Source organism: Cecembia rubra, assembly GCF_003014575.1.
Taxonomy (GTDB): domain Bacteria; phylum Bacteroidota; class Bacteroidia; order Cytophagales; family Cyclobacteriaceae; genus Cecembia_A; species Cecembia_A rubra.
Genome location: NZ_PYGF01000009.1, coordinates 82,502 through 103,017, shown reverse-complemented (window position 1 = coordinate 103,017; position 20,516 = coordinate 82,502). Strand labels below are relative to the sequence as shown.

11 protein-coding genes are annotated in these 20,516 nt (G+C 39.4%); 8 read left to right on the top strand and 3 right to left on the bottom strand.

Going from position 1 to position 20,516, the window contains the following annotated elements; genetic code table 11:
• Positions 1 to 13 precede the first annotated feature (13 nt).
• The gene (locus CLV48_RS15300) at positions 14 to 1,081 is read left to right on the top strand and encodes an aldose epimerase family protein (RefSeq protein WP_106568171.1); all 1,068 of its coding nucleotides are present in this window, start codon (positions 14 to 16) and stop codon (positions 1,079 to 1,081) included.
• Between the two features lie 6 nt (positions 1,082 to 1,087).
• Here CLV48_RS15300 and CLV48_RS15295 read toward each other — a convergent pair whose 3' ends face one another.
• On the bottom strand, positions 1,088 to 2,104 hold the full coding sequence (locus CLV48_RS15295; protein WP_106568247.1) for a LacI family DNA-binding transcriptional regulator: 1,017 nt from the start codon (positions 2,102 to 2,104) through the stop codon (positions 1,088 to 1,090).
• Positions 2,105 to 2,596: 492 nt separating this feature from the next.
• Here CLV48_RS15295 and CLV48_RS15290 point away from each other — a divergent pair, with 492 nt between their 5' ends.
• The 7 genes from CLV48_RS15290 (at position 2,597) to galK (ending at position 17,770) form a co-directional block, all read left to right on the top strand.
• Complete coding sequence (locus tag CLV48_RS15290; protein ID WP_106568170.1) at positions 2,597 to 5,611, top strand: SusC/RagA family TonB-linked outer membrane protein; 3,015 nt, start codon at positions 2,597 to 2,599, stop codon at positions 5,609 to 5,611.
• An 11-nt stretch (positions 5,612 to 5,622) separates the two neighbouring features.
• Positions 5,623 to 7,107 (top strand): RagB/SusD family nutrient uptake outer membrane protein, encoded by a 1,485-nt coding sequence (locus tag CLV48_RS15285; RefSeq protein WP_106568169.1) that lies wholly within the window; start codon positions 5,623 to 5,625, stop codon positions 7,105 to 7,107.
• 105 nt (positions 7,108 to 7,212) lie between these two features.
• Positions 7,213 to 10,062 (top strand): glycoside hydrolase family 2 TIM barrel-domain containing protein, encoded by a 2,850-nt coding sequence (locus CLV48_RS15280; RefSeq protein WP_106568168.1) that lies wholly within the window; start codon positions 7,213 to 7,215, stop codon positions 10,060 to 10,062.
• Between the two features lie 27 nt (positions 10,063 to 10,089).
• Positions 10,090 to 11,745: a sodium:solute symporter family protein gene (locus CLV48_RS15275; RefSeq protein WP_106568167.1), complete on the top strand. Its 1,656-nt coding sequence runs from the start codon at positions 10,090 to 10,092 to the stop codon at positions 11,743 to 11,745.
• 26 nt (positions 11,746 to 11,771) lie between these two features.
• Positions 11,772 to 14,054 (top strand): FAD-dependent oxidoreductase, encoded by a 2,283-nt coding sequence (locus CLV48_RS15270; RefSeq protein WP_106568166.1) that lies wholly within the window; start codon positions 11,772 to 11,774, stop codon positions 14,052 to 14,054.
• Positions 14,055 to 14,241: 187 nt separating this feature from the next.
• The gene (locus CLV48_RS15265) at positions 14,242 to 16,563 is read left to right on the top strand and encodes a discoidin domain-containing protein (RefSeq protein WP_106568165.1); all 2,322 of its coding nucleotides are present in this window, start codon (positions 14,242 to 14,244) and stop codon (positions 16,561 to 16,563) included.
• Between the two features lie 61 nt (positions 16,564 to 16,624).
• Complete coding sequence (gene galK, locus CLV48_RS15260; RefSeq protein ID WP_106568164.1) at positions 16,625 to 17,770, top strand: galactokinase; 1,146 nt, start codon at positions 16,625 to 16,627, stop codon at positions 17,768 to 17,770.
• A gap of 7 nt (positions 17,771 to 17,777) precedes the next feature.
• Here the strand turns inward: galK and CLV48_RS15255 are convergent, their stop codons facing one another.
• Positions 17,778 to 19,142: a glycoside hydrolase family 140 protein gene (locus tag CLV48_RS15255; RefSeq protein ID WP_106568163.1), complete on the bottom strand. Its 1,365-nt coding sequence runs from the start codon at positions 19,140 to 19,142 to the stop codon at positions 17,778 to 17,780.
• A gap of 47 nt (positions 19,143 to 19,189) precedes the next feature.
• Positions 19,190 to 20,395 carry an MFS transporter gene (locus tag CLV48_RS15250; RefSeq protein ID WP_106568162.1) on the bottom strand — a complete coding sequence of 402 codons (1,206 nt, stop codon included), beginning with the start codon at positions 20,393 to 20,395 and terminating at the stop codon, positions 19,190 to 19,192.
• Positions 20,396 to 20,516 lie beyond the last annotated feature (121 nt).

The window sequence follows — 20,516 nt, the reverse complement described above, 5'->3', positions numbered from 1 at the left end:
ATCCACACCATCCATGACCCCGAAACTTGAATCCAAGAGGTTTGGAATTTCTCCAGATGGAAAAGAAGTAACACTTTTTACTTTGAGTATTCCTGAAAAAATTAAATTATCTGTCATGAATTATGGGGCTACTTGGACCCACCTTTTCATTCCAGATAGAAATGGAAAACTGGAAGATGTAGTTTTGGGTTTTGATGATTTTGCAGGTTATCTTCAAAAAGATTATTTGGAAAATTATTGTTATTTGGGTTCAACGGTCGGTAGAGTGGCCGGCAGGTTTACCGATAATAAGTTTACCATCGACGGAAAAAATTATCAATTACCTTTAAACCAAGGCCATATTCATCTCCATGGAGGAAAGGAGGGTTGGGATAAAAAAATATGGCAAGCTGAACCATTTGAGACTGCTGATTCTGCTGGAGTTACTTTTTATTATCATAGTGGGGATGGTGAGGAAAATTATCCGGGAAATATTGAGATATGGGTAACCTACACTTTGGATGAGACCGGCACCTTGGAAATTAAGTACAGGGCAATAACTGACCAAAAGACCATTATCAACCCAACCAATCATGCTTATTTTAACCTCAGTGGGGATTTTACACAAACCATAGAAAACCATGAATTTTTTGTTGATGCAGATCATTACCTGTCATTGAACGAAAAAATACTTCCAACTGGAGAAATTTCACATGTGGCCGGTTCTCCTTTTGACTTCAGAATACCCACTTTGATTAAAGAAAATATTCAACAAGATAACCAACAGCTTAAACTGGCCGGAGGGATTGACCATTGCTTTGTAGTCAATCAAGAAGAGAGCCGTGCGATGCTTTATGATCCTGATTCTGGAAGGAAATTGACCCTATCAACAACAGAACCTGGCCTCCAAGTTTACACCGGTAACTTCCTCAATAAATCCTTCAAAGGCAAAGGAGGCGTAGCTTATGGAAAAAGAGCCGCAATCTGCCTGGAAACACAACATTTCCCAGACTCCTGTAACAATAGCAATTTCCCCTCTATTTTATTACTTCCAGGGGAGGTTTTTCAGTCCAGGACAATATTTGTATTTAGTGTTGTATAATTGAATTCAAGTACTTTCTCTAACTATTAAGTCAGGCTTAACAATTTCTGTTTTATATTCAAACTCATCTTTCTCCTCGAAATTTATTTCTTTTAAAATAAGTTTTGCTGCCAATTGACCTATTTCAAAAGAGGGTTGCGACATTGTGGTAATAGAAGGACTGACATATTTTGTGATATCATCGTTACCAAATCCGGCAATTGCCAAATCTTCGGGAACTTTAATACCTAATTCTTTTGAAGCAGCTAAAACACCTAAGGCAAGGATATCCGCAAAGCAAAAAACAGCATCCGGTGATTCCCCGGAACTCCAAAGATTTTTAAAGGCAATGACGGACAATTCCGTTGTAAATTCAGAAAGCTCAATTACCAGATTTTGGTCAAAGGGAATACCATTCTCTACTAATGAGCTTTTATATCCCAAAAATCTATCCATACAAACAGTTAAGGATAATGGCCCTCCTATAAATGCTATTCTTTTTTTCCCTCTTTCAATTAAATGGTTAACTATCCTTTTGGCACCCAAAAAATCATCAGTAGTGACTTTGGATATTGGAATTGAATCGCATACCCTCTCAAAAAGCAATACAGGTATGCCCCTTTCCTTAAGGTCTTCAATATGGTCGTAATTTTGCGTTTCCTTAGAAAAAGCAATCAAAATCCCATCAACCATACTGTTTGCGAGAATTTCAACTATTTCTACTTCTTTTTGATAAGACTCAGCGGATTGAAAAATCATTACCTTATACCCTTTTTTATAGGCCACACTTTCAATTCCGGAAATAGAATTAGACCAAAATTGACGGTTTATAGTTGGTACCACAACTCCAAGAACTTTTGATGATTTTTTAATCAGGCTCCTCGCCAATAAATTGGGATGATAATGCATCTCCTTAGCAATTTTTATCACTGCTAATTTTGTTTCCTTACTTATTTCACTGGAATTCCTTAAAGCACGTGAAACGGTTGCAGTAGATACATTCAGTTTTTTGGCAATGTCTTTTATTGTGATGCTTTTTTTCATAGTTGAAGTAACATTCAAATGCTTTAAAATTTTTTCATTTTTAAATCTATTACTGCCAACATAAAAATCATGGGCAATTTCAGCAAGCAAGCCCTTGTTGTTTCCATCCGCCGAACTAATATCGATCGAATTAAATTGATTACCAACTCTTAAGATCAGTTAATTCCCTATTCCTTGAGACCTTTTTATTAATTTTTTTCATATCAAAAGATTCTATTGCTAGACACTAATCGGAAATGCTCAAAAAAAGCTAAGGATAGAAAAATTTCAATTAACAAATCGTTAACAAATCCGTGAGTTAATTTCCGAATTGATAAATGTAAACGTTATCGATAACGTTTACGGTATAAAAATTCATTTTTATTCATTTTTTTGAATTTTTAAATTGTTTTTTATGCATACATTTAAATAAAATTTTGTTTAACGATTAACTAGCAAATTCTAATACTTGTAGTTTATGCTAGCACCAAAATTTACCTAAATGATCAAATAATGAAACATAAATTACTCTTGTTAGCACTGTACTTTATAAGTATGGGCATTCATGCAACATTTGCCCAAGGAATATTGGTGCAAGGGTTAGTGTTGGACGAAAAACAATTGCCTTTGCCTGGTGCAAATCTTTTGATAAAAGGTACTTCGGCGGGCACTATTTCCGATATTGACGGCAAATTTTCTATCAACGTCACAAGTCCTTCGGCGATTCTAATAGTATCATATTTAGGATATTATTCACAGGAAATAGCTTTGAATAATAGAAATGAGATTATTATCTCTATGGTCCCAAACTTAGATGAGTTGGGAGAAGTGATAGTTGTGGGTTATGGTACACAAAGGAAGATCGAAACTACCGGAGCGATTTCTTCTGTAAAATCAACTGAAATTATGCAAACACCTGTCGCAAATGTCGCCCAAGGGCTTCAAGGTAGGGTAGCAGGACTTCAAGTGGTTCAAAATTCAGCTGCTCCAGGAGGAAATGTGAGTGTGAGAGTGAGGGGCACAAACTCCATCAGAGGAAGTTCGGAACCTCTATTTATTGTGGATGGGGTACAATTTAATAACGGAGGTGGAGTAAATGATCTTAGTCCTCTTTCTACCATTAACCCAAATGATATAGCCTCAGTTGAAGTACTCAAAGATGCCTCCTCTACTGCGATTTATGGAGCCCGAGGTGCTAATGGGGTAGTCATTATTACTACCAAAAGAGGAAGCGCAGGAAGGACTGTATTTTCCTTGGACAGTTACTACGGAATCCAACAGCCTACCAAGCAGATTGATGTGCTGAACGGAACTCAGTTTGCAGAGTTGGAGAATGAGGTATTTAGAAGAGATGTTTTCCCCAATCCCTCTTCGGAAGGAGTAGGTACCAATTGGCAGGATTATATTTTTAGAGATGCACCTATTCAAAGTCATCAACTTTCCCTTTTGGGAGGAAACGAAAAAACTCAATTTGCCATTTCAAGTAACTTTTTTGACCAAAAGGGAATCCTGATAAACTCTGATTTCCTACGCTATTCACTTAGAATTAACCTTGACCATAAAATCAACGATCGCATCAAAATCGGAACAAGTATTTTAGGCAGTCAAAACATTAACAATACCATCCCCACTGGATCAACAAGTTTAGATGGCGGTGCAATCACAACCAGTATAGTAGGTGCGGCTTTAGGTGCCCCTCCTACCCTTAAACCATATGACTCCAATGGAAATGTATGGCCGTTTGGGGATCAGGTATCAGGTGGATATCGTGAAGTGACTAACCCTTTAGGATTGGCCAAGATTCTGAATAAAACCAATATCCAACAGGTTCTATCCAATCTTTACATGGAAGCCAAGCTGGCAGAAGGATTGACCTATACTGCCTCATTCAACGCCGTGCTTAGAAATGACCTTAATGATTTTTATTCCCCTATTTCCATCATTGCCCTTGGAGACAGAAATGCGACTTCTGGTTCTGGAAGAAAGTTCAACAGAGATCAGAGTACCCTCTTGCACGAAAGCATTTTCAGCTACAATAAGAAACTTGGAGACAACCATAGTCTAAGAGTTACGGGAGTCTTTTCTACTCAGTCAGATCAAGTAAGAACCAATCAAGCATCCGGAAATGGGTTTCCAAATGATGCCACTACCAATGAGGCCCTTCAGGTCGCAGCCAATTTTACTTCCAGCAGTTTCCGCGCTAAAGAACGATTGGACAGTTACATGGCAAGGGTGAATTATGGCTTTAAAGACAAACTGTTTTTTGACCTAATAGCCAGAACTGATGGGTCGAGCAAATTTGGGAAAAACTACAAATATGGATTCTTCCCTGCCGCATCAGCTGCATGGAGAATTAGTGAAGAATCATTTTTGAAATCCAACTCTATAATTTCTGACTTCAAACTAAGAACATCGTACGGAATTACAGGTAATTCCGGAGCCATCTCCCCCTATCAATCTTTGGCAACGGTAGGTCCAGGCTCATCTTACAACATGGGTAATGCCTTTGTTACAGGTCTCGCTCCTAACGGGATAGCCAATCCAGATTTGAGATGGGAAAAGTCCTATCAATCCAACATTGGAATTGATATCAGTTTTCTAGATGACAGATTTAGTATTGTTGCGGATTATTATAACAGAACTACAAAGGACTTATTATATCTGAAAAATTTACCGATTAGCTCAGGTTACGGGACAATCATCGGAAACTTTGCCGAATTAGAAAACAAAGGCTTCGAGTTAGCGGTAAGTGCTGTCCTTCTTGAAAAAGACTTCAGGTGGGATATTGCTGGAAACATCTCATTCAACAGAAACAAAGTAGTTAGTTTGGATGGGGATGTGGACGAACAATTTGTGACCCCTTACAGTGTTGTATCTGTAGGTTTCCCACTAGGCGTATTCAAAACTTTTGTATTTGACGGCATCTATCAAACAGGTGAGCAAATTTTACCAGGTTCAGGTGGTCGAATCGGCGGGCATAGAGTAAAAGATGTTAATAATGATGGTGTCATCTCCAACTTAGATCAAGTTATTACAGGTGATCCTAATCCAGATTTTATTTTCGGGTTCACAAGTAATTTTGCTTATAAAGGATTCGACCTCAATGTTTTTATATCAGGTTCTGTCGGAAATGACTTATATAATATCAGTCGTTATACTTTTGAAAATCCCCTTGGGCAACGAAATGTCCTCAAACAATTGGAAAACAGATGGTCACCGACTAATCCTTCAGAAGAATATGTAAGCGGATTTCAAGGAGGAAGGCTACCGATATCTGATCGGTTTTTGGAAGATGGATCATTTGTTCGATTGAAAAACATCACCTTGGGATATTCTCTACTCAATTTCAAAGGCATTCAGAAGGTAAGGTTCTATTTAAGCGGTAATAACCTTTTGACAGTCTCAAATTATAGTGGATTTGATCCTGAGGTCAATACATTCGGAGGTTCCAATGTTGCAATTGGTGTAGATAACCTCGTTTACCCAATTGCTAAATCCTTTATCGGAGGAATTCAAATCACCTTCTAAATCTCACGACAATGAAAAAAATTATATTCTATACCTTCATTTCAATCCTGGGAATCAGTTTGGTTTCCTGTGAACTCGAAGAGGAAGTTTTTTCCAATATTACTTCTGAAAACTTCTATAGAACTTCTGGGGATGCAGAGACTGCATTGATAGCAGCATATGATCCAATCGCAACGATGTATAATGCTGCAGTACATTCCGTAGATTTCTGCACAGATCAGATATATCCCAGACCAGTTGTAGCCAGAGATACCTACACTTTGTTTTCCTACGATCCTAATTACTCTGCTCAAAAAAGCTTTTCCAGAGAATTCGAGTCCCCTGTCCAATTATGGAGATCTTGTTATTCGGGAATTGAGCGTGCCAATTGGGTGCTTTTCAAAGTCCCTGCCATAGCTATGGATGAGGCCAGAAAGACTTCCATTTTGGGCGAAGCCTTATTTTTGCGCGCCTTTTATCATTGGATGCTGACTAAGACATTTGGGGAAGTAGTGGTAAAAATAAATCCAAGCCAGAGTGAATCAGATGCCTATCTTGAGAAAAGTTCAGTAAATGAAGTGTATGCCCAGATTTATATGGACCTGAATGCCGCTATTCAAGCTTTACCTGCTTACAGTCAGCAAGTGCCTCAATTCGGAAGGCCCTCCAAAGAAGCGGCCATGGCTCTATTTGCCAAAGCGGCTTTGTACAATGAAGATTTTACCAAAGCCCTTCAAATGGCAGAGTCTGTAATCAATTCAGGTTCCTACAGGCTTCTGGACAATATAGAAGATGTCTTCGATGTAACAAAAGAGACAATGGCGAGGGCTGAAAACATTTGGTCATTTGAAAGCATAAGAGCAGTTCCCGGAAGAAGTAGTCAGGTACATTCACTTTTTGGACCACCAAATAGCCAAGGGATAGAATATGGAAACAGTTCTTTTGGATCAGCGTTTGCCTATCAAAAATTCTATGACTCCTTTGACCCTAATGATGATAGGAGAAAACTCCTCGCAACCTCTTTCATAAATAGAGCCGGGGTAGTTGTACCGCAAGCAAGTATTACCCCTATTACGACTGAGGGTGTTTTGGTAAGAAAATTCCGGGATCCAAATTCCATAGGTGGTGCTTACGAAACAAACTTGACAATAATTAGATTGGCCGATGTATACCTTATTGCAGCAGAAGCTGAGGCCAAAGCTACAGGGCCAACATCAAAGGCCTACGAATATATTAACATCGTCAGAAGAAGATCCAAATTAAACAACCTCCCATCAGGACTGACCGCACAGCAATTCGTAGATGCAGTTATTCAAGAAAGATCCTGGGAGCTCTTTGCCGAGGCAGATAGGTGGTTTGACCTGACTAGGACCGGAAAATTTCTAACCCTTGTGCCATTGGCAACTAACAATGTATTTCCGACAAGGACTCCGATGGCTAAGCACCGTTATTTCCCTATTCCTTTGGATGAAATTCAGGCCAATCCAAAATTGGTTCAAAACCCCGCCTGGGAATAGTCCATCATTATTCTTCTGGAGGTGAAAAATCTCATCTACAGACTTTAAAAAAAATTGGTAATTGCCTAAGTTCAATCTTGCAACTTAGAAAGCTAATTCATCCATATGAAAAATCGGCGCAATCATTCTATTTACGTTTTATTCTTAATCTCACAATTTGCATCACAATTTATATTTGCCCAAAATAAAGCCGAGAGTTCTTATTTGGATTTAAATGGCTCTTGGTCGTTTAGAATTGATCCTTACCAACAGGGACTGGAAAATAAATGGTATGAACCTCAAAGCTCAGGAGATATACTTTGGGACAAAATAGATGTTCCAGGAAATTGGGACCTAAGAAATGAATATGCACATTATGTTGGTGTAGCTTGGTATCAAACAAGCTTTACAATTCCCCAAAACTGGAATAGGAAAAACATAAAGATCCATTTCGAGGCTGTCTCTCATGATGCCACTGTCTGGATCAACGGCAAATACATGGGAAAGAATAATAGTGGCTTCCTTCCCTTTGAATTTGACATGACATCCTTAGTGCAGATTGGTCAGCCTAATTATGTCACAGTGCAGGTGGATAATTCAAAAAAAATCGGGGCGATTTGGAACTGGGGAGGAATCAGAAGATCAGTATTTCTTTCGGCCTCCGAAGGAATTAGATTGACGGAGAATCACATTACTCCACTTTTTGATTATGTAGAAAAGTCCGCAGAAGTACATTTCCGGCTGAAGTTCCAAAATCTTACTGATCAAAACCTTGACCTCCTGGGAGAAATTCGAATTAAAAAAGACGGTGTAATTCTCAAAAAAATCCCTTTTAATCAAAAAATAGCAGAAAGTTCAGCCCATGAATTTTTTCTGAAATCATCATTAAATGGCAATGAGGTTTTTCCATGGCATTTTGATTCCCCACACCTGTACAATTCTGAAGTAATTATTAATGGCTCTGAAATTCCTTTGACAGTCGAGCGATTCGGATTGAGAAAAGTCGAAGTGGATCAATCCAAAAAACAGCTCCTACTTAATGGGGAAACTATCCGGGTAATGGGCTTTAATCTAGTACCTGATGATAGGATTACCGGAAATACCCTTCCACTTTGGAGAATTAAGGAAGATGTAGATCTGATGAAATCCGCAGGGGGAAACTTGGCAAGACTTTCTCATTTGCCATTGCCAAAGGAAGTATTGGATTACCTGGATGAAAGGGGGATGATGACGATCTCTGAGATTCCGTTATGGGGCTTTGATCCCTTGGCTGATCCCAAAAAGGAAATAGCTAAAGAATGGCTAACCCGATTGATTGGGACTCAATACAATCATCCCAGTATCATCGGCTGGAGCGTGGGAAATGAAATAGGCCATTATCCGGAGACTTTCGAGTATGTCAAACAGAGTGTGGAATTTACCAGAACACTCGACTCTATACGATTGGTGACAGCTGTGTCCCACACGGCCCAAAATGAAAATGACTTTTTAATTCATTCCGATCTAGGATTGATCAATAAATATGGATCAGATCTTCGAGCGATTACAGAAATCCAGCACAGAAGATTTCCTGGCAAAGTCCTTTTTTATTCAGAATACGGGATTTCCCAATTCGGAGAAGATCTGAATTCGGACTTTGATGCAAAATCTTTAATCAACTCTCTAAGAGGATTACCCTACCTGGTAGGAGCTTCACTTTGGACTTTCAATGATTACAGAAGCAATTATTTTGGAACCAAAGAGTTTTCTGAAAACCGATCATGGGGTGTTGTAGATGTCTACAGAAGAAAGAAACGAGCATTTTATAGCATCAGAAAAGAATTAGCTCCGGTTCAAGACTTATTAGCAAAAAGTACTACTGCAAATTCAGCCGAAATCACCTTAATTCCCAGAAGTCCCTTTGATCTTCCGGCATATACACTTCGCGGCTATCGATTGGTATGGCGGGTAAAAGATCAAAATGGAAAAGTGCTGGAATCTGGATGGGAAAATTTGCCTGAAATAACCCCAGGATCAACCAATTTAAAAAGAAGTATTTCATGGGAAACATTGGAGGCCCAACAACTTGAGGCGCTTATTCTGACTCCCCAAAATGATCAGGTAATAGAGGCATCTATCGATTTTAAATCTCCAAAAGAAATCAGTCCATTGGGTGTTTTCGGAGGAAGAATGCTTCAAAATGACATTCGGCCCAAGTCAGCGCAAATTCGTATTTTCTTGAGTGAAAATAGGACCTCTGATTTTCATATCGCAAGGATTAAAATAGGCGAGGAAGTAAAGCAGATCGGGCCTAACTATGAAAATTATATTGATATCAATGAATTGGAGTTTTCTACTCCTTATGAATTGGAAGTTTTGGCAGTAAATTCAAAAGGGGAAACGACAGTTCTGAAACGCACAGTTGAAGTCGATCCCAAAAAGGTAGTCCCTCCTGCCATCCGTCATATTCAAAGAGAGAAAAACGGATTCTATGTAGGATACGCCACTGAGGTTGATGACTTTCAATTCCGTGTCAGATATTCTAAAGAGAGAAATCTAGGTGATAAAAGTAAAGTCATTACTACTACTAATCCAGGATTGATTTTCATCCCTCTTGAAGAAAGCAATGCTTTGCGGTACTTCCAGATCCAAAGGGTAAAGGATAATTATTATCATAGTGATTGGTCACCCATTTACGAGATCTTTTCTGATCATGAATCAAATCCTGAAGACCCAATTTTAAATGGAGTGACCATCCAAAATGGAATTGCTTTAATTCATTTCCAGCCTGTAAAAAAAGCCCTTGGTTATTACCTAGAATACCGGGAAGCAGGAACGAAAGACTCCTCATGGAAGTCAGTAACTATTTCCAAATCCCTTGCAGAATTCGCTTTTGTTGAGGGTTTAAATCTAAATTCCAACTATGAATTCAGGCTTTCTTCCATTACCTCGAAAGGTAAGTTAGCAGGAGGTTTGATTTTAAATCCAACAAGATAATCTCCCCAGTTAAAGCTAGAAATCTCCATGCAGCAAATCGATTACATAACAATAATCATCTTTTCTCTGATCATTCTGGCCGCAGGTTTATCCTTCGCCACTAAAGGGACTAATATGAAGTCATTCTTTGCGGCAGGAGGAGCAGTCCCTTGGTCAATGAATGGGCTATCTCTGTTCATGAGTTTCTTCTCGGCCGGAACATTTGTAGTTTGGGGATCTATAGCTTATCAATTTGGATTGGTAGCGATTACCATTCAGATGTCCATGTGTATCGCCGGTTTTGTGATTGGCTATTTCATTGCACCAAGATGGTGGAAATCGAGAGCATTGACTGTAGCTGAATTTCTTACCAATCGATTTGGAAAAAATATCCAACAATATTATACCTACCTGTTCCTTTTTCTCTCTTTGGGATATACTGGGGCTTTCCTTTATCCAGTAGCTAAAATTGTCAATGTAACGACGGGATTTGATATCAATTTAGCTATTCTTCTGTTGGGAGGTATGATCTTGATATATACAGCAGTGGGTGGGTTATGGGCTGTGGTAGTTACTGATGTTTTGCAGTTTGTGATTCTTACGGCAGTAGTTTTATTGGTGATTCCGCTTTCTGTCGAGGAAGTCCAAGGCTTTGGAAATTTTATTGATAAAGCACCTGATACGTTTTTTCACTTGTTCAATGGGCAATACACGGCAATTTTTATAGTAGCTTTCACCATCTATAATATTGTCTTTATTGGCGGTAACTGGGCTTATGTTCAACGTTACACTTCTGTAAAAGACGCCAAATCTTCTCGAAAGGTAGGTTTTCTTTTTGGTGTATTATACCTGTTTAGTCCTTTGATCTGGATGCTTCCCCCAATGATTTATCGGGTTTTGAATCCTGAACTTCAAGGTTTGGAGGCGGAAGGAGCCTATCTGATGATTTGCAAGCAAGTGTTGCCCGCTGGGGTATTGGGGTTGATGTTGGGAGGGATGATTTTTGCTACAGCAAGTTCCGTGAATACTTCATTGAATCTGGCATCAGCCGTATTGACCAATGATATTTTTAAACCTTTAAGGCCTAATTCCACAGAAAAAACGCTAATGCTTGTCGCAAGAATAACAACCGTTCTTTTTGGTCTTGGTACCATAGGAGTGGCATTTCTGGTTCCCTTGGCAGGAGGAATAGTGGAAGTGGTTCTGAGTATTGCAGCAGTTACTGGTGGGGCGCTATATGGTCCTGCGATATGGGCACTTTTTTCCAAAAAACAGAGCGGAAATTCAATTTTGGGAGTAACGGTCGTGAGTTTGACAATCAATTTATTCTTTAAGTTCATTACTCCCATGGTTTTTGAATTCTCATTGGATCGAACTGAGGAATTACTGTTGGGTGTTGGGGTGCCAATTATCCTGTTGGTTCTGGTTGAGATCTTTGGCAAAGTATTAATTCCATCCGAAGAGCCTGCAAATAGAATTCAAGCCGAACTGGAAGTTTTTGCTGAAAGTGAGCAGAATGACTTTGGCATAAAAGTCCTCGGTATTTCCCTTTTGGTCATTGGATTCCTTTTTGGACTACTGGCAATATGGGCAGTTGAATCAGCAATTTACCTGCTCAGTTTAGGAATTCTGATTTCAGGATTCGGCTCCATTTTGTATGGGAAAGTAGTTAAAAGCAGTACAAAAAAACTTCAAAAGAACTAATAATCGCCCATAAGGGCAATTCAAATATGGAAAAAGTTGAGTTCTCAAAAAATAAAAGAATCTTAAAAACAGATTACCTAACTTCAGATTTGGTTATCGCCGGAGGAGGATTGTCAGGCACCTGCTGTGCAATTACAGCCGCTAGGCAAGGATTGAAAGTAATTTTGATTCAGGATAGACCGGTTTTGGGAGGGAATGCTTCCTCCGAGGTGAGATTATGGATTTTGGGGGCCACATCTCACATGGGAAACAACAACCGTTGGGCCAGAGAAGGAGGGGTAATCGATGAAATTCTTGTTGAAAATCTCTACCGTAATCCGGAAGGCAATCCCTTGATTTTGGATACAATTCTCCTTGAAAAGGTCAGTATTGAGCCAAACATCAAACTACTTCTCAATACAGCAGTTCATGATTTGCAGAAAAACGAAGTTGATCAAATAGAATCCGTCCGCGCTTTTTGCTCACAAAATTCAACGGAATATCAAGTTGCAGGAAAGTTTTTTGTGGATGCTACCGGAGACGGGATTTTAGGTTTTTTGGCTGGTGCCGCTTTCCGGATAGGAGCAGAATCAAAGGAGGAATTTGATGAAGGATTTGCTCCTGATCAAAGCTATGGGGAGCTACTTGGACACTCAATTTACTTTTACAGCAAAGACACTGGCAAGCCTGTACGGTTTGTTCCACCTTCATTTGCGGACATTGACATAACAAAACTGCCTAGATTTAAGACTTTCAATTTAAAAGAATTTGGCTGCCGGTTATGGTGGGTTGAATATGGAGGAAAAAGGGATACCATCCATGAATCTGAGGAAATTAAGTGGGAGTTATGGAAAGTCATTTATGGAATCTGGAATCACATCAAAAATTCAGGTGAGTACCCTGATTCCGAAAATTTGACGCTGGAATGGGTGGGTACAATACCGGGGAAGAGGGAAAGCCGACGTTTTGAAGGAGAATACATGCTGAACCAAAAAGATGTAGTGGAGCAAAGACCTCATTTCGATGCAGTTTCTTTTGGAGGTTGGGCCTTGGATTTGCATCCTGCTGAGGGAGTTTTTGGAGATCAACCGGGCTGTACGCAATGGCACAGCAAAGGTGTTTACCAAATACCTTTCCGCACGATGTATTCAAAAAACATTAAGAATCTCTTTTTAGGAGGAAGGCTGATCAGTGCTACTCACGTGGCATTTGGTTCATCACGGGTGATGGCCACCTGTGGGCATAATGGTCAAGCCGTAGCCATGGCTGCTGTCCTATGCAAAGAACAGGATTTGCTTCCGAGAGATTTATTGGTTGGGAATAGGATAAAAGAACTCCAGAAAAGACTCATCAAATCTGGTCAATTCATCCCCAATTTCCATTTGGAGGATGATCAGGACTTGGTTCGTAGTGCGCAAATCACTTGTTCTTCGGAATTGGAATTATTTGGACTTCCTTTTAATGGTCCTTGGTATCCTTTGGATTTCTCTATGGCTCAGATGCTCCCGGTCGAGCCGGGAGGGGTTCCGGCTATGAAAATTCAGGTGAAGTCTTCTGTAAAATCTAAGCTAAACGTCGAGTTGAGGCTTAGTGAAAAGCCTGAAAACTATACTCCTGAGGTTATTTTGGAGAGACTGCAAATTGAAGTTGAACCCGGAGAAAACTTTTATTCATTTTCTTTTGACCAAGAAATACCTACCGCTCAATATGTCTTTGTCACGTTTATGGCTAATTCTGATGTGATGCTAAAGTGCTCCAACACCCGCATGACCGGCCTGCTGACAGTTTTCAATAAGTATAATAAATCGGTAGCAACGAGTAGTCGACAGGATCCTCCGCCAGGAATAGGAATTGATTCGTTTGAATTTTGGGTACCGGAAAGAAGGCCTCAAGGCCATAATTTAGCATTTGAATTAGAAGGCACTCTCAAACCTTTTTCGGTTGAAAATATTACTAATGGTTTTTTTAGACCTACTAAACAACCCAACGCATGGGTTTCATCTCTTGGAGATCTTTGTCCGTCAATTATGCTGGAATGGTCCAATAAGCAGAAAATTTCGACTATTATGCTTTATTTAGATACTGATTTTGACCATCCTATGGAGTCCACCTTGATGGGGCATCCGGAAAATGAAATTCCTTTTTGTACGAAGTCTATTTTAATTAAAAATGAATCAGGGAAGATCCTTTATCACATCAAGGAAAACCATCAAACTATCCAATCGATCAGATTCCCTGAACCTGTGATAAGCCGTAAACTGAAGATTGAATTTGAAAAAAGAGTCGAAAATGCACCCTTGGGTGTGTTTGGGATTGCCTGTTATTCTTAATCATTTAATCAAAGTTTGTAATGCCCTTCAACCTGAAAACCATGAAATTCTTAATTCTCTTTTTACAGTTAGATATTCTTGGTTCCTGCTCTTACCTTAAGTATAAACCTGATGTTTTGCTTGAAAACAATCCTAAGAAGAATCTGAATTAAATCAATATCTTGACTTTTACATTTAAGCACTGCTTATGAAGATATACCTTTTGAAAAAAATCAGTTTTCTGTTTTTAGTTTCCAATTTGGCCTTAAATCCAAATTCTTGGAGTCAGCAGAAAAACAATCTGGCTCTCACTGGAACAGCTACCGCCAGTTCTTCACAGTCGGGTTTTGAGCCTTCCAAAGCAACTGATGGGATGTTTGGGTTGGAAAGTTCATGGAAAAATAAAGCTGAAAGTGAAGAAACTTGGTTGATGCTCAAGCTTCCTGGGGCTACTGAAATCACCGAGCTTTTCATCCACATGACAGAAGGATCTTCTGTTGTTTCTGATTTTAAAATCCAGACCATATTAAACGGTTCCTGGAGAAATGTCAAAGAAATCAGTTCCAATACCTCCCATCGGGTAGTGGTCGGCTTTGAACCCCCAATTCTGACGGACCGAATTCGACTGTGGATGGGAAAAAACGAAAGTGTGTCAATTGCTGAACTGGAGGCTTATGGCCAACAGTACGTGGATTCAACTGCTATGGAAGTCAGGAAAATTCTGGTCAACCAAAGTGGTTACAACCTTGATCGGCCTAAGCGCTTTTCTGCGCCTAGCCTTGCTGACCAATCCCCTTTTGAAGTCATTAAAGCCAAGGACCGGAAAGTGCTTTATTCGGGATTCATTGAAAAAGGGAAGGGAGATTTCTCTGATTTCAATCCCAATTCCCAAGAGGAATATATCATTGTGTCAGGACATGAAGAATCATTCCCTTTCCGAATTGGACCTTATTGGTTGGAGCGGGTAACGTACCGCAACATAGTAGATTTTATGATAGGAGCCAGACATTATATAGGTTCTACTAATTTAATAAGGCCTCTATCATTTGAATGGAGGGACGGGGATTTTTTCAATTGGGCATTACAAAGCCTTGTGGCCCTTTACCTTGCCAATCCTGGAGCTTTTGAGAGGATGGAAAAAACGGTTTCTTATGTGCATAACTCCACTTTCCCCCATGAATATAAAGGTTTGTGGGGAGCATTGGAACCTTTTCATGAGGATGCTCCTGATCTTATCAAGCTAATTCATTGGGATGTAGATGTGAAGATCTCCCAATGCCTGGAACATGAGATGCAAAAGGCAGAACTGGCGCACTTTCTATATGCTTGGCCTTATTTGGAAAAATGGCTACCTCAGCAAAATTTTGACCGTGTCTATGAATATGCCCGTAAAAAATGGGAAAAAACCACTGTGAGCGCCAACTCCACCTCACAGTACGACCTCAGCCCTGAGCATAATTTACTGACTTTGAAAACCCAAATGGGAACCACCAAAGGTGAGATGCCTCCGGGATATTCGGTCATACCCAATCTGATGATGTATGAAGTCACCAAAAAACGAGGTGAACAGGATGCGGAAAAGTATTTTGAGGCAGCTTATCATCAGATGGAATGGATGATCCAGAATCTGGATTGGAAGGATCCCATAGTGACCAAAGGACAGCGCATATCAGAACATATAACCATGCGGGCGTTTGCTTATTTTTATAGTCAATTTCTGGAACGCGCCCCTAAAGGATTAAAAGAAAAGGTAACTGAATGGGCCAAAATTGCCATTTCTAGGTCAGACAACTATTGGGATTTTAGAAAATACAGCGACGATGAAGACTGGGTTCCTCCGAGCTGGAATGAGACCGGAAATGTTTTAGGATTTCCTGCAGCAGTATTCTCAGCTATGTCAATTGTAGAAGATAAGGAATTAAACCAAAAGCTGGAAATATTAGCTTGGTCTCATTTTGACAATGCTTTTGGAAAAAATCCAGTAGGAAGACATTTCTCACATAGAGGCCCCGAAGAAATTGAAGGAGTGGATTTGGGTTGGTACAATGCCCATAAAGGTGGATATGGTCTCTTGGAAGAGGTACGATTCGTTTTTGATGGTTCTCCAAAATCATTTCATTATCCCAATCATCCTGAAGTTGGCAATTTAGGTTGGACAGAAGGCTGGGTTCAGTTCAATACTGCTTTTAATACAAGTATGGCCTATTCAGCTAATCATTACACATATCTAACATTATCGGTAAATTCTAAAAATAAACTAGAAATAAGATTGGAAGCTCCATTGAATTTTGATCCAACACTGACTGAAAGCATACCCATTTTGGTTCACAATGAACATGGACAAAAGATTTCAGTAACACTTCTAGAGGAGTTTCCTTATTCAAGAGTTTTCGTGGCAAATCTTAATATTACAAAATCTGGAATTACTTCAAACAAAGAGAATATCAAATGGGAAAAAGGAGGAAGCCTAACAGTTTCTTATGGTCTTGGGTATTTTAAAAAAAGTGTGGCTATTATTAGGCAGGATTAGGTTTGACTATGGTATAAAAATATTTTTTTTCGATAAATCTATTTGTTTTATTGCGCAATATATGAGAAAACTTATAGAAACCACATTTAAGGATTTATTCCAAAAAGTACCCCTAATCGTCAATTCACCAGGCAGGATTAACCTGATCGGTGAGCATACAGATTACAATGAAGGTTTTGTAATGCCTGCAGCCATTGATAAAAAAATGTATGTAGGAATTGCTGAAAATGGCCTATCGAATGCAAGAATCTATTCCCTTGATTTCCAAGAAGAATTTACCTTTGACATTCGGTCTTTTTCTCCTAAAAAAGGCCATTGGGCTACCTATATCATGGGTGTAACAGCCCAATTACAGCAGGCAGGTTACCAAGTTAAGGGATTTGACATGGTATTTGGAGGAGATATCCCTGTAGGTGCCGGTCTATCTTCTTCCGCTGCACTGGAATGTGCAGCTGGTTTTGCTTTAGCTTCACTTTTTGGTTTTGACATTCCAAGACTATCCCTTGTGCATTACGCCCAAAAAGCAGAACACCTATTTGCCGGCGTTCAATGTGGCATCATGGACCAATTTGCCTCCGTTATGGGCAAAAAAGGCCATGTAATCCGACTAGATTGCCGGGATTTGTCCTATGAATATTTCCCACTTGATCTTGGTGATTATCAAATCCTTTTAGTGGACACCCAGGTCAAGCATTCTCTTGCTGATACTGCATACAACCGAAGGAGAAATGAATGCGCCGAAGTAGTATTGATGGCACAACAAAACCTTGTAGGGGTAAAATCCTTAAGGGATTTGAGGTTAAAGGATTTAGATCAGTTAAAAGCATATATTAATGAAGAAGTACTGGGAAGGGGTGAATTTATCATCGAGGAAAATGAGCGGGTTATAGACACCTCAAAAGCCTTAAAGGAAGGAAACTTGAAAAAAGTAGGCGAACTGATGTATGCTTCCCATGAAGGATTGAGTAAAAAATATAGCGTAAGCTGTACTGAATTGGACTTTTTAGTAGAAATGACCCAACCTATGGATTATGTGTTAGGAAGTAGAATGATGGGAGGAGGATTTGGGGGATGTACCATCAATATCCTGAAGAAAGAAAGCGTAGAAATTTTCAAAGAAACAATTACAGCATCCTATGCTGATAAATTTAAAAAAACTCCAAAATTCTACGAAGTAAATCTTGAGGAAGGTACAAGCAGGCTATGAATTGATATCACTGCCTGCTTACTACCAAGACCCAATCATTCCCTTTACCTGATGAGGGAGGATTAATCCTTTTATTTTCATTTCTAAGAGGTGTTCCTGAATAATCAAATGAAACACCTGTCCTTGGATCAAACCATTTTGCTTGCATAATTTCTGAAAAACTTGATAAATCAAGATTAACTGATTTTCCGGTTGGAAAATATACCATCAGGAATGTATGATTGAGGTCTCTAGTTGCGATTACAAAATTTTCATCATCCTCCTGTTGGTCCAAAACAATACTGAAATCAGGAATTCTTGTAAAATAGGATTGGGAAAGCATTAGCTTCTTTAAATGTTTCACCTGATTGGCCATTGGCAAATCAAGGGAAACTTGCCAAGGCTTTAAAGGTCCATTGATCGGTTTTCTTTCGAGTGTAAACATTTGCCAAACAGCATGACAACCATAGGTCTGTCCAGCTGCCCCTGCGAAAACATTCCAGTACATTATTCTTCTTATATCATCTGGATTACTATATCCAAGTTCTTTGGCATTAAAACAATTAGGATGTTCTTCGTACAATGGTTCCCCGTCTAATGTAGGTTTTAAGGGCAGAAGCTGGTAATCATGTTCAATAATCCTAAAAGTCGGTTGGTTAGGACAATGTCCGGTTTGTTGCATATTGAAATCCAACCATCTTTCCTCATGAAACCAGGTAGATGATCCGGCAGGCCAATTAGGCTGAGGGTGAAAAGTCATCAAAATTGGGTTATCAGGTTTTGCGGTATCTTTAATACCTTTAGCCATCAAATTCCAGATTTCCTTATCATTGGAATCCTTTCTTGGATTCCTGTCCCCTCCAATTACCCAAATTAGATTTTTCTTGTTTGCTAACCTTTTACCTAACCAATTTCCAAATTGATATGCATTTTTTTCATTGAAAATCTCGGGGCCTTCTCCCCAAGTGTTTTTGAAAAGCTTATCTCCCCAAGTAGGTAAAAGAGCGATATGAATTCCCTTTTCTTCTGCCAAATCAATTATTTCATCAATATATTCCCAATACTTTTCGTTGTATTCAAACGGGTTTAAAGATAAAAATGGAGTATTTCCATAGCTATTAGGGGTATTTAATCCATCTAATTCGGCCAAAGCTACAGCTTGGACTACATTGAAACCTTGCATTGCCCTTGTTTCGAGATAATACTTGGCTTCCTCTCTGGTAGTTCTATGAAAGAGCTCCCAGGCAGTATCTGCCATCCAAAAGAATGGCGTTCCGTCTGGATTTTGAAAATATCTCTGATTATCTGAAATCCGAATCGGGCCTTCAACTTGTCCTGTTGAAGGATATGAAATCAGGATTAGAAGAAAAAAACTAATAATAAATTTGTCCATAACAAGAAAAAAGCAGCCCGAATGGGCTGCTTAAATTTTACTTCATATTAATGTGCTGAAACATCTTCTGCTGGTTTGGCATTCTTCTGCCATATAAAGAAAATGATAAAGAGTACGATCAAGATACCCGGGAATGACACCATTTTCAAAAGAGTTGCCTGGCCTGCCGCCAATTCTGTATCATGTAGAAGTCTTGCAGAATCAATCCATTTACCGATAATCGGTTGGAAAATTGCGGTGGAAAACATTCCGACTCCACCTATAATAGACATCCCTAATGCACCACTTAGTGGCACTCTTTGGGCAACAGCTCCCACCATAACGGGCCAGAAGTAACAAACTCCTATAGCAAAAAATACCGCGGCCAAATAAGCCATAGGTCCAGTAACAACGCTAAACAGGTAGATACCTATTGCTGCGAAGATTGCTCCTCCCAATAGAACACCAGTTTGACCTAATTTTTTCACAACAGGTCCGGCAAAGAACCTCCCCACTGCCATAATACCAGTAGTCAATGCCAAGATCAACATTCCGCTGGCACCGCTTTCACTCATTACGATATTAACCCACTGCTGAGGTCCGAATTCTGAGATCGCGGTCAGAGCCATGCAAATGAACAAGAAAATAAACACAGGAGAAAACATGGCCTTCACGTTGCTGGAAAGAGAAGTTACGCCTTCTACAGTTGGTTTTGGGAAAGCTTTTCCAAAAAACAAGACTGCATAAGCGATAGTTGGGATCATGATCATCCACATTTGAGCTTGCCAGCTAAAAGCAGCATCTGTCATGAATTTGGATACCAGGGCACCAATAACTATACCACCTGGGAACCACATATGGAATCTATTCAACATTTTATTAAGTGTCACGCCAGAGTACATGTCTGCAATCATTGGGTTACAAGCAGCTTCCGTACAACCATTACCAAATCCAATAAACAAAGTGGATATCAATAGAAGAGCATAACCATCAGCATAGATTGTCAAAACAATACCCAATGTATGGGCAACAAAGGCGATTCGCATGATATTTTTAGGTCCTACAGTATGGTAGAAGATCCCTCCTAAAATCATGGAAATTGGGAATCCAAGGAACCACATAGAATTAATAAATCCAAGTTGTTCTGCTGATAGACCGAATTCAGCTCCTAATTGCGGAAGGATACCTGCACGGATAGAAAATGAAAGAGCGGTGGTGATAAGGGCCAAGCAACTTGCATTGAACAAGGCACTCTTGTTGATGTTTTCGTTCATTCGAGTTGGGTTTAAAAGGTTGAAACTGACTTAAATTATTGGATGATTGGTTGAATAATCCGGAAAATATAAAAAAATATTTGAATTAGTTTTTTGCCGTTGAAAAAAATAAAGCAAACAT

Bases quoted from the DNA above. Each gene is read 5' to 3' on its own strand.
- CLV48_RS15270 (WP_106568166.1), top strand. From the start codon at position 11,772: ATGGAAAAAGTTGAGTTCTCAAAAAATAAAAGAATCTTAAAAACAGAT.
- CLV48_RS15290 (WP_106568170.1), top strand. From the start codon at position 2,597: ATGAAACATAAATTACTCTTGTTAGCACTGTACTTTATAAGTATGGGC.
- galK (WP_106568164.1), top strand. From the start codon at position 16,625: ATGAGAAAACTTATAGAAACCACATTTAAGGATTTATTCCAAAAAGTA.
- CLV48_RS15280 (WP_106568168.1), top strand. From the start codon at position 7,213: ATGAAAAATCGGCGCAATCATTCTATTTACGTTTTATTCTTAATCTCA.
- CLV48_RS15300 (WP_106568171.1), top strand. From the start codon at position 14: ATGACCCCGAAACTTGAATCCAAGAGGTTTGGAATTTCTCCAGATGGA.
- CLV48_RS15265 (WP_106568165.1), top strand. From the start codon at position 14,242: ATGAAGATATACCTTTTGAAAAAAATCAGTTTTCTGTTTTTAGTTTCC.
- CLV48_RS15295 (WP_106568247.1), bottom strand. From the start codon at position 2,104: ATGAAAAAAAGCATCACAATAAAAGACATTGCCAAAAAACTGAATGTA.
- CLV48_RS15275 (WP_106568167.1), top strand. From the start codon at position 10,090: ATGCAGCAAATCGATTACATAACAATAATCATCTTTTCTCTGATCATT.
- CLV48_RS15285 (WP_106568169.1), top strand. From the start codon at position 5,623: ATGAAAAAAATTATATTCTATACCTTCATTTCAATCCTGGGAATCAGT.
- CLV48_RS15255 (WP_106568163.1), bottom strand. From the start codon at position 19,142: ATGGACAAATTTATTATTAGTTTTTTTCTTCTAATCCTGATTTCATAT.
- CLV48_RS15250 (WP_106568162.1), bottom strand. From the start codon at position 20,395: ATGAACGAAAACATCAACAAGAGTGCCTTGTTCAATGCAAGTTGCTTG.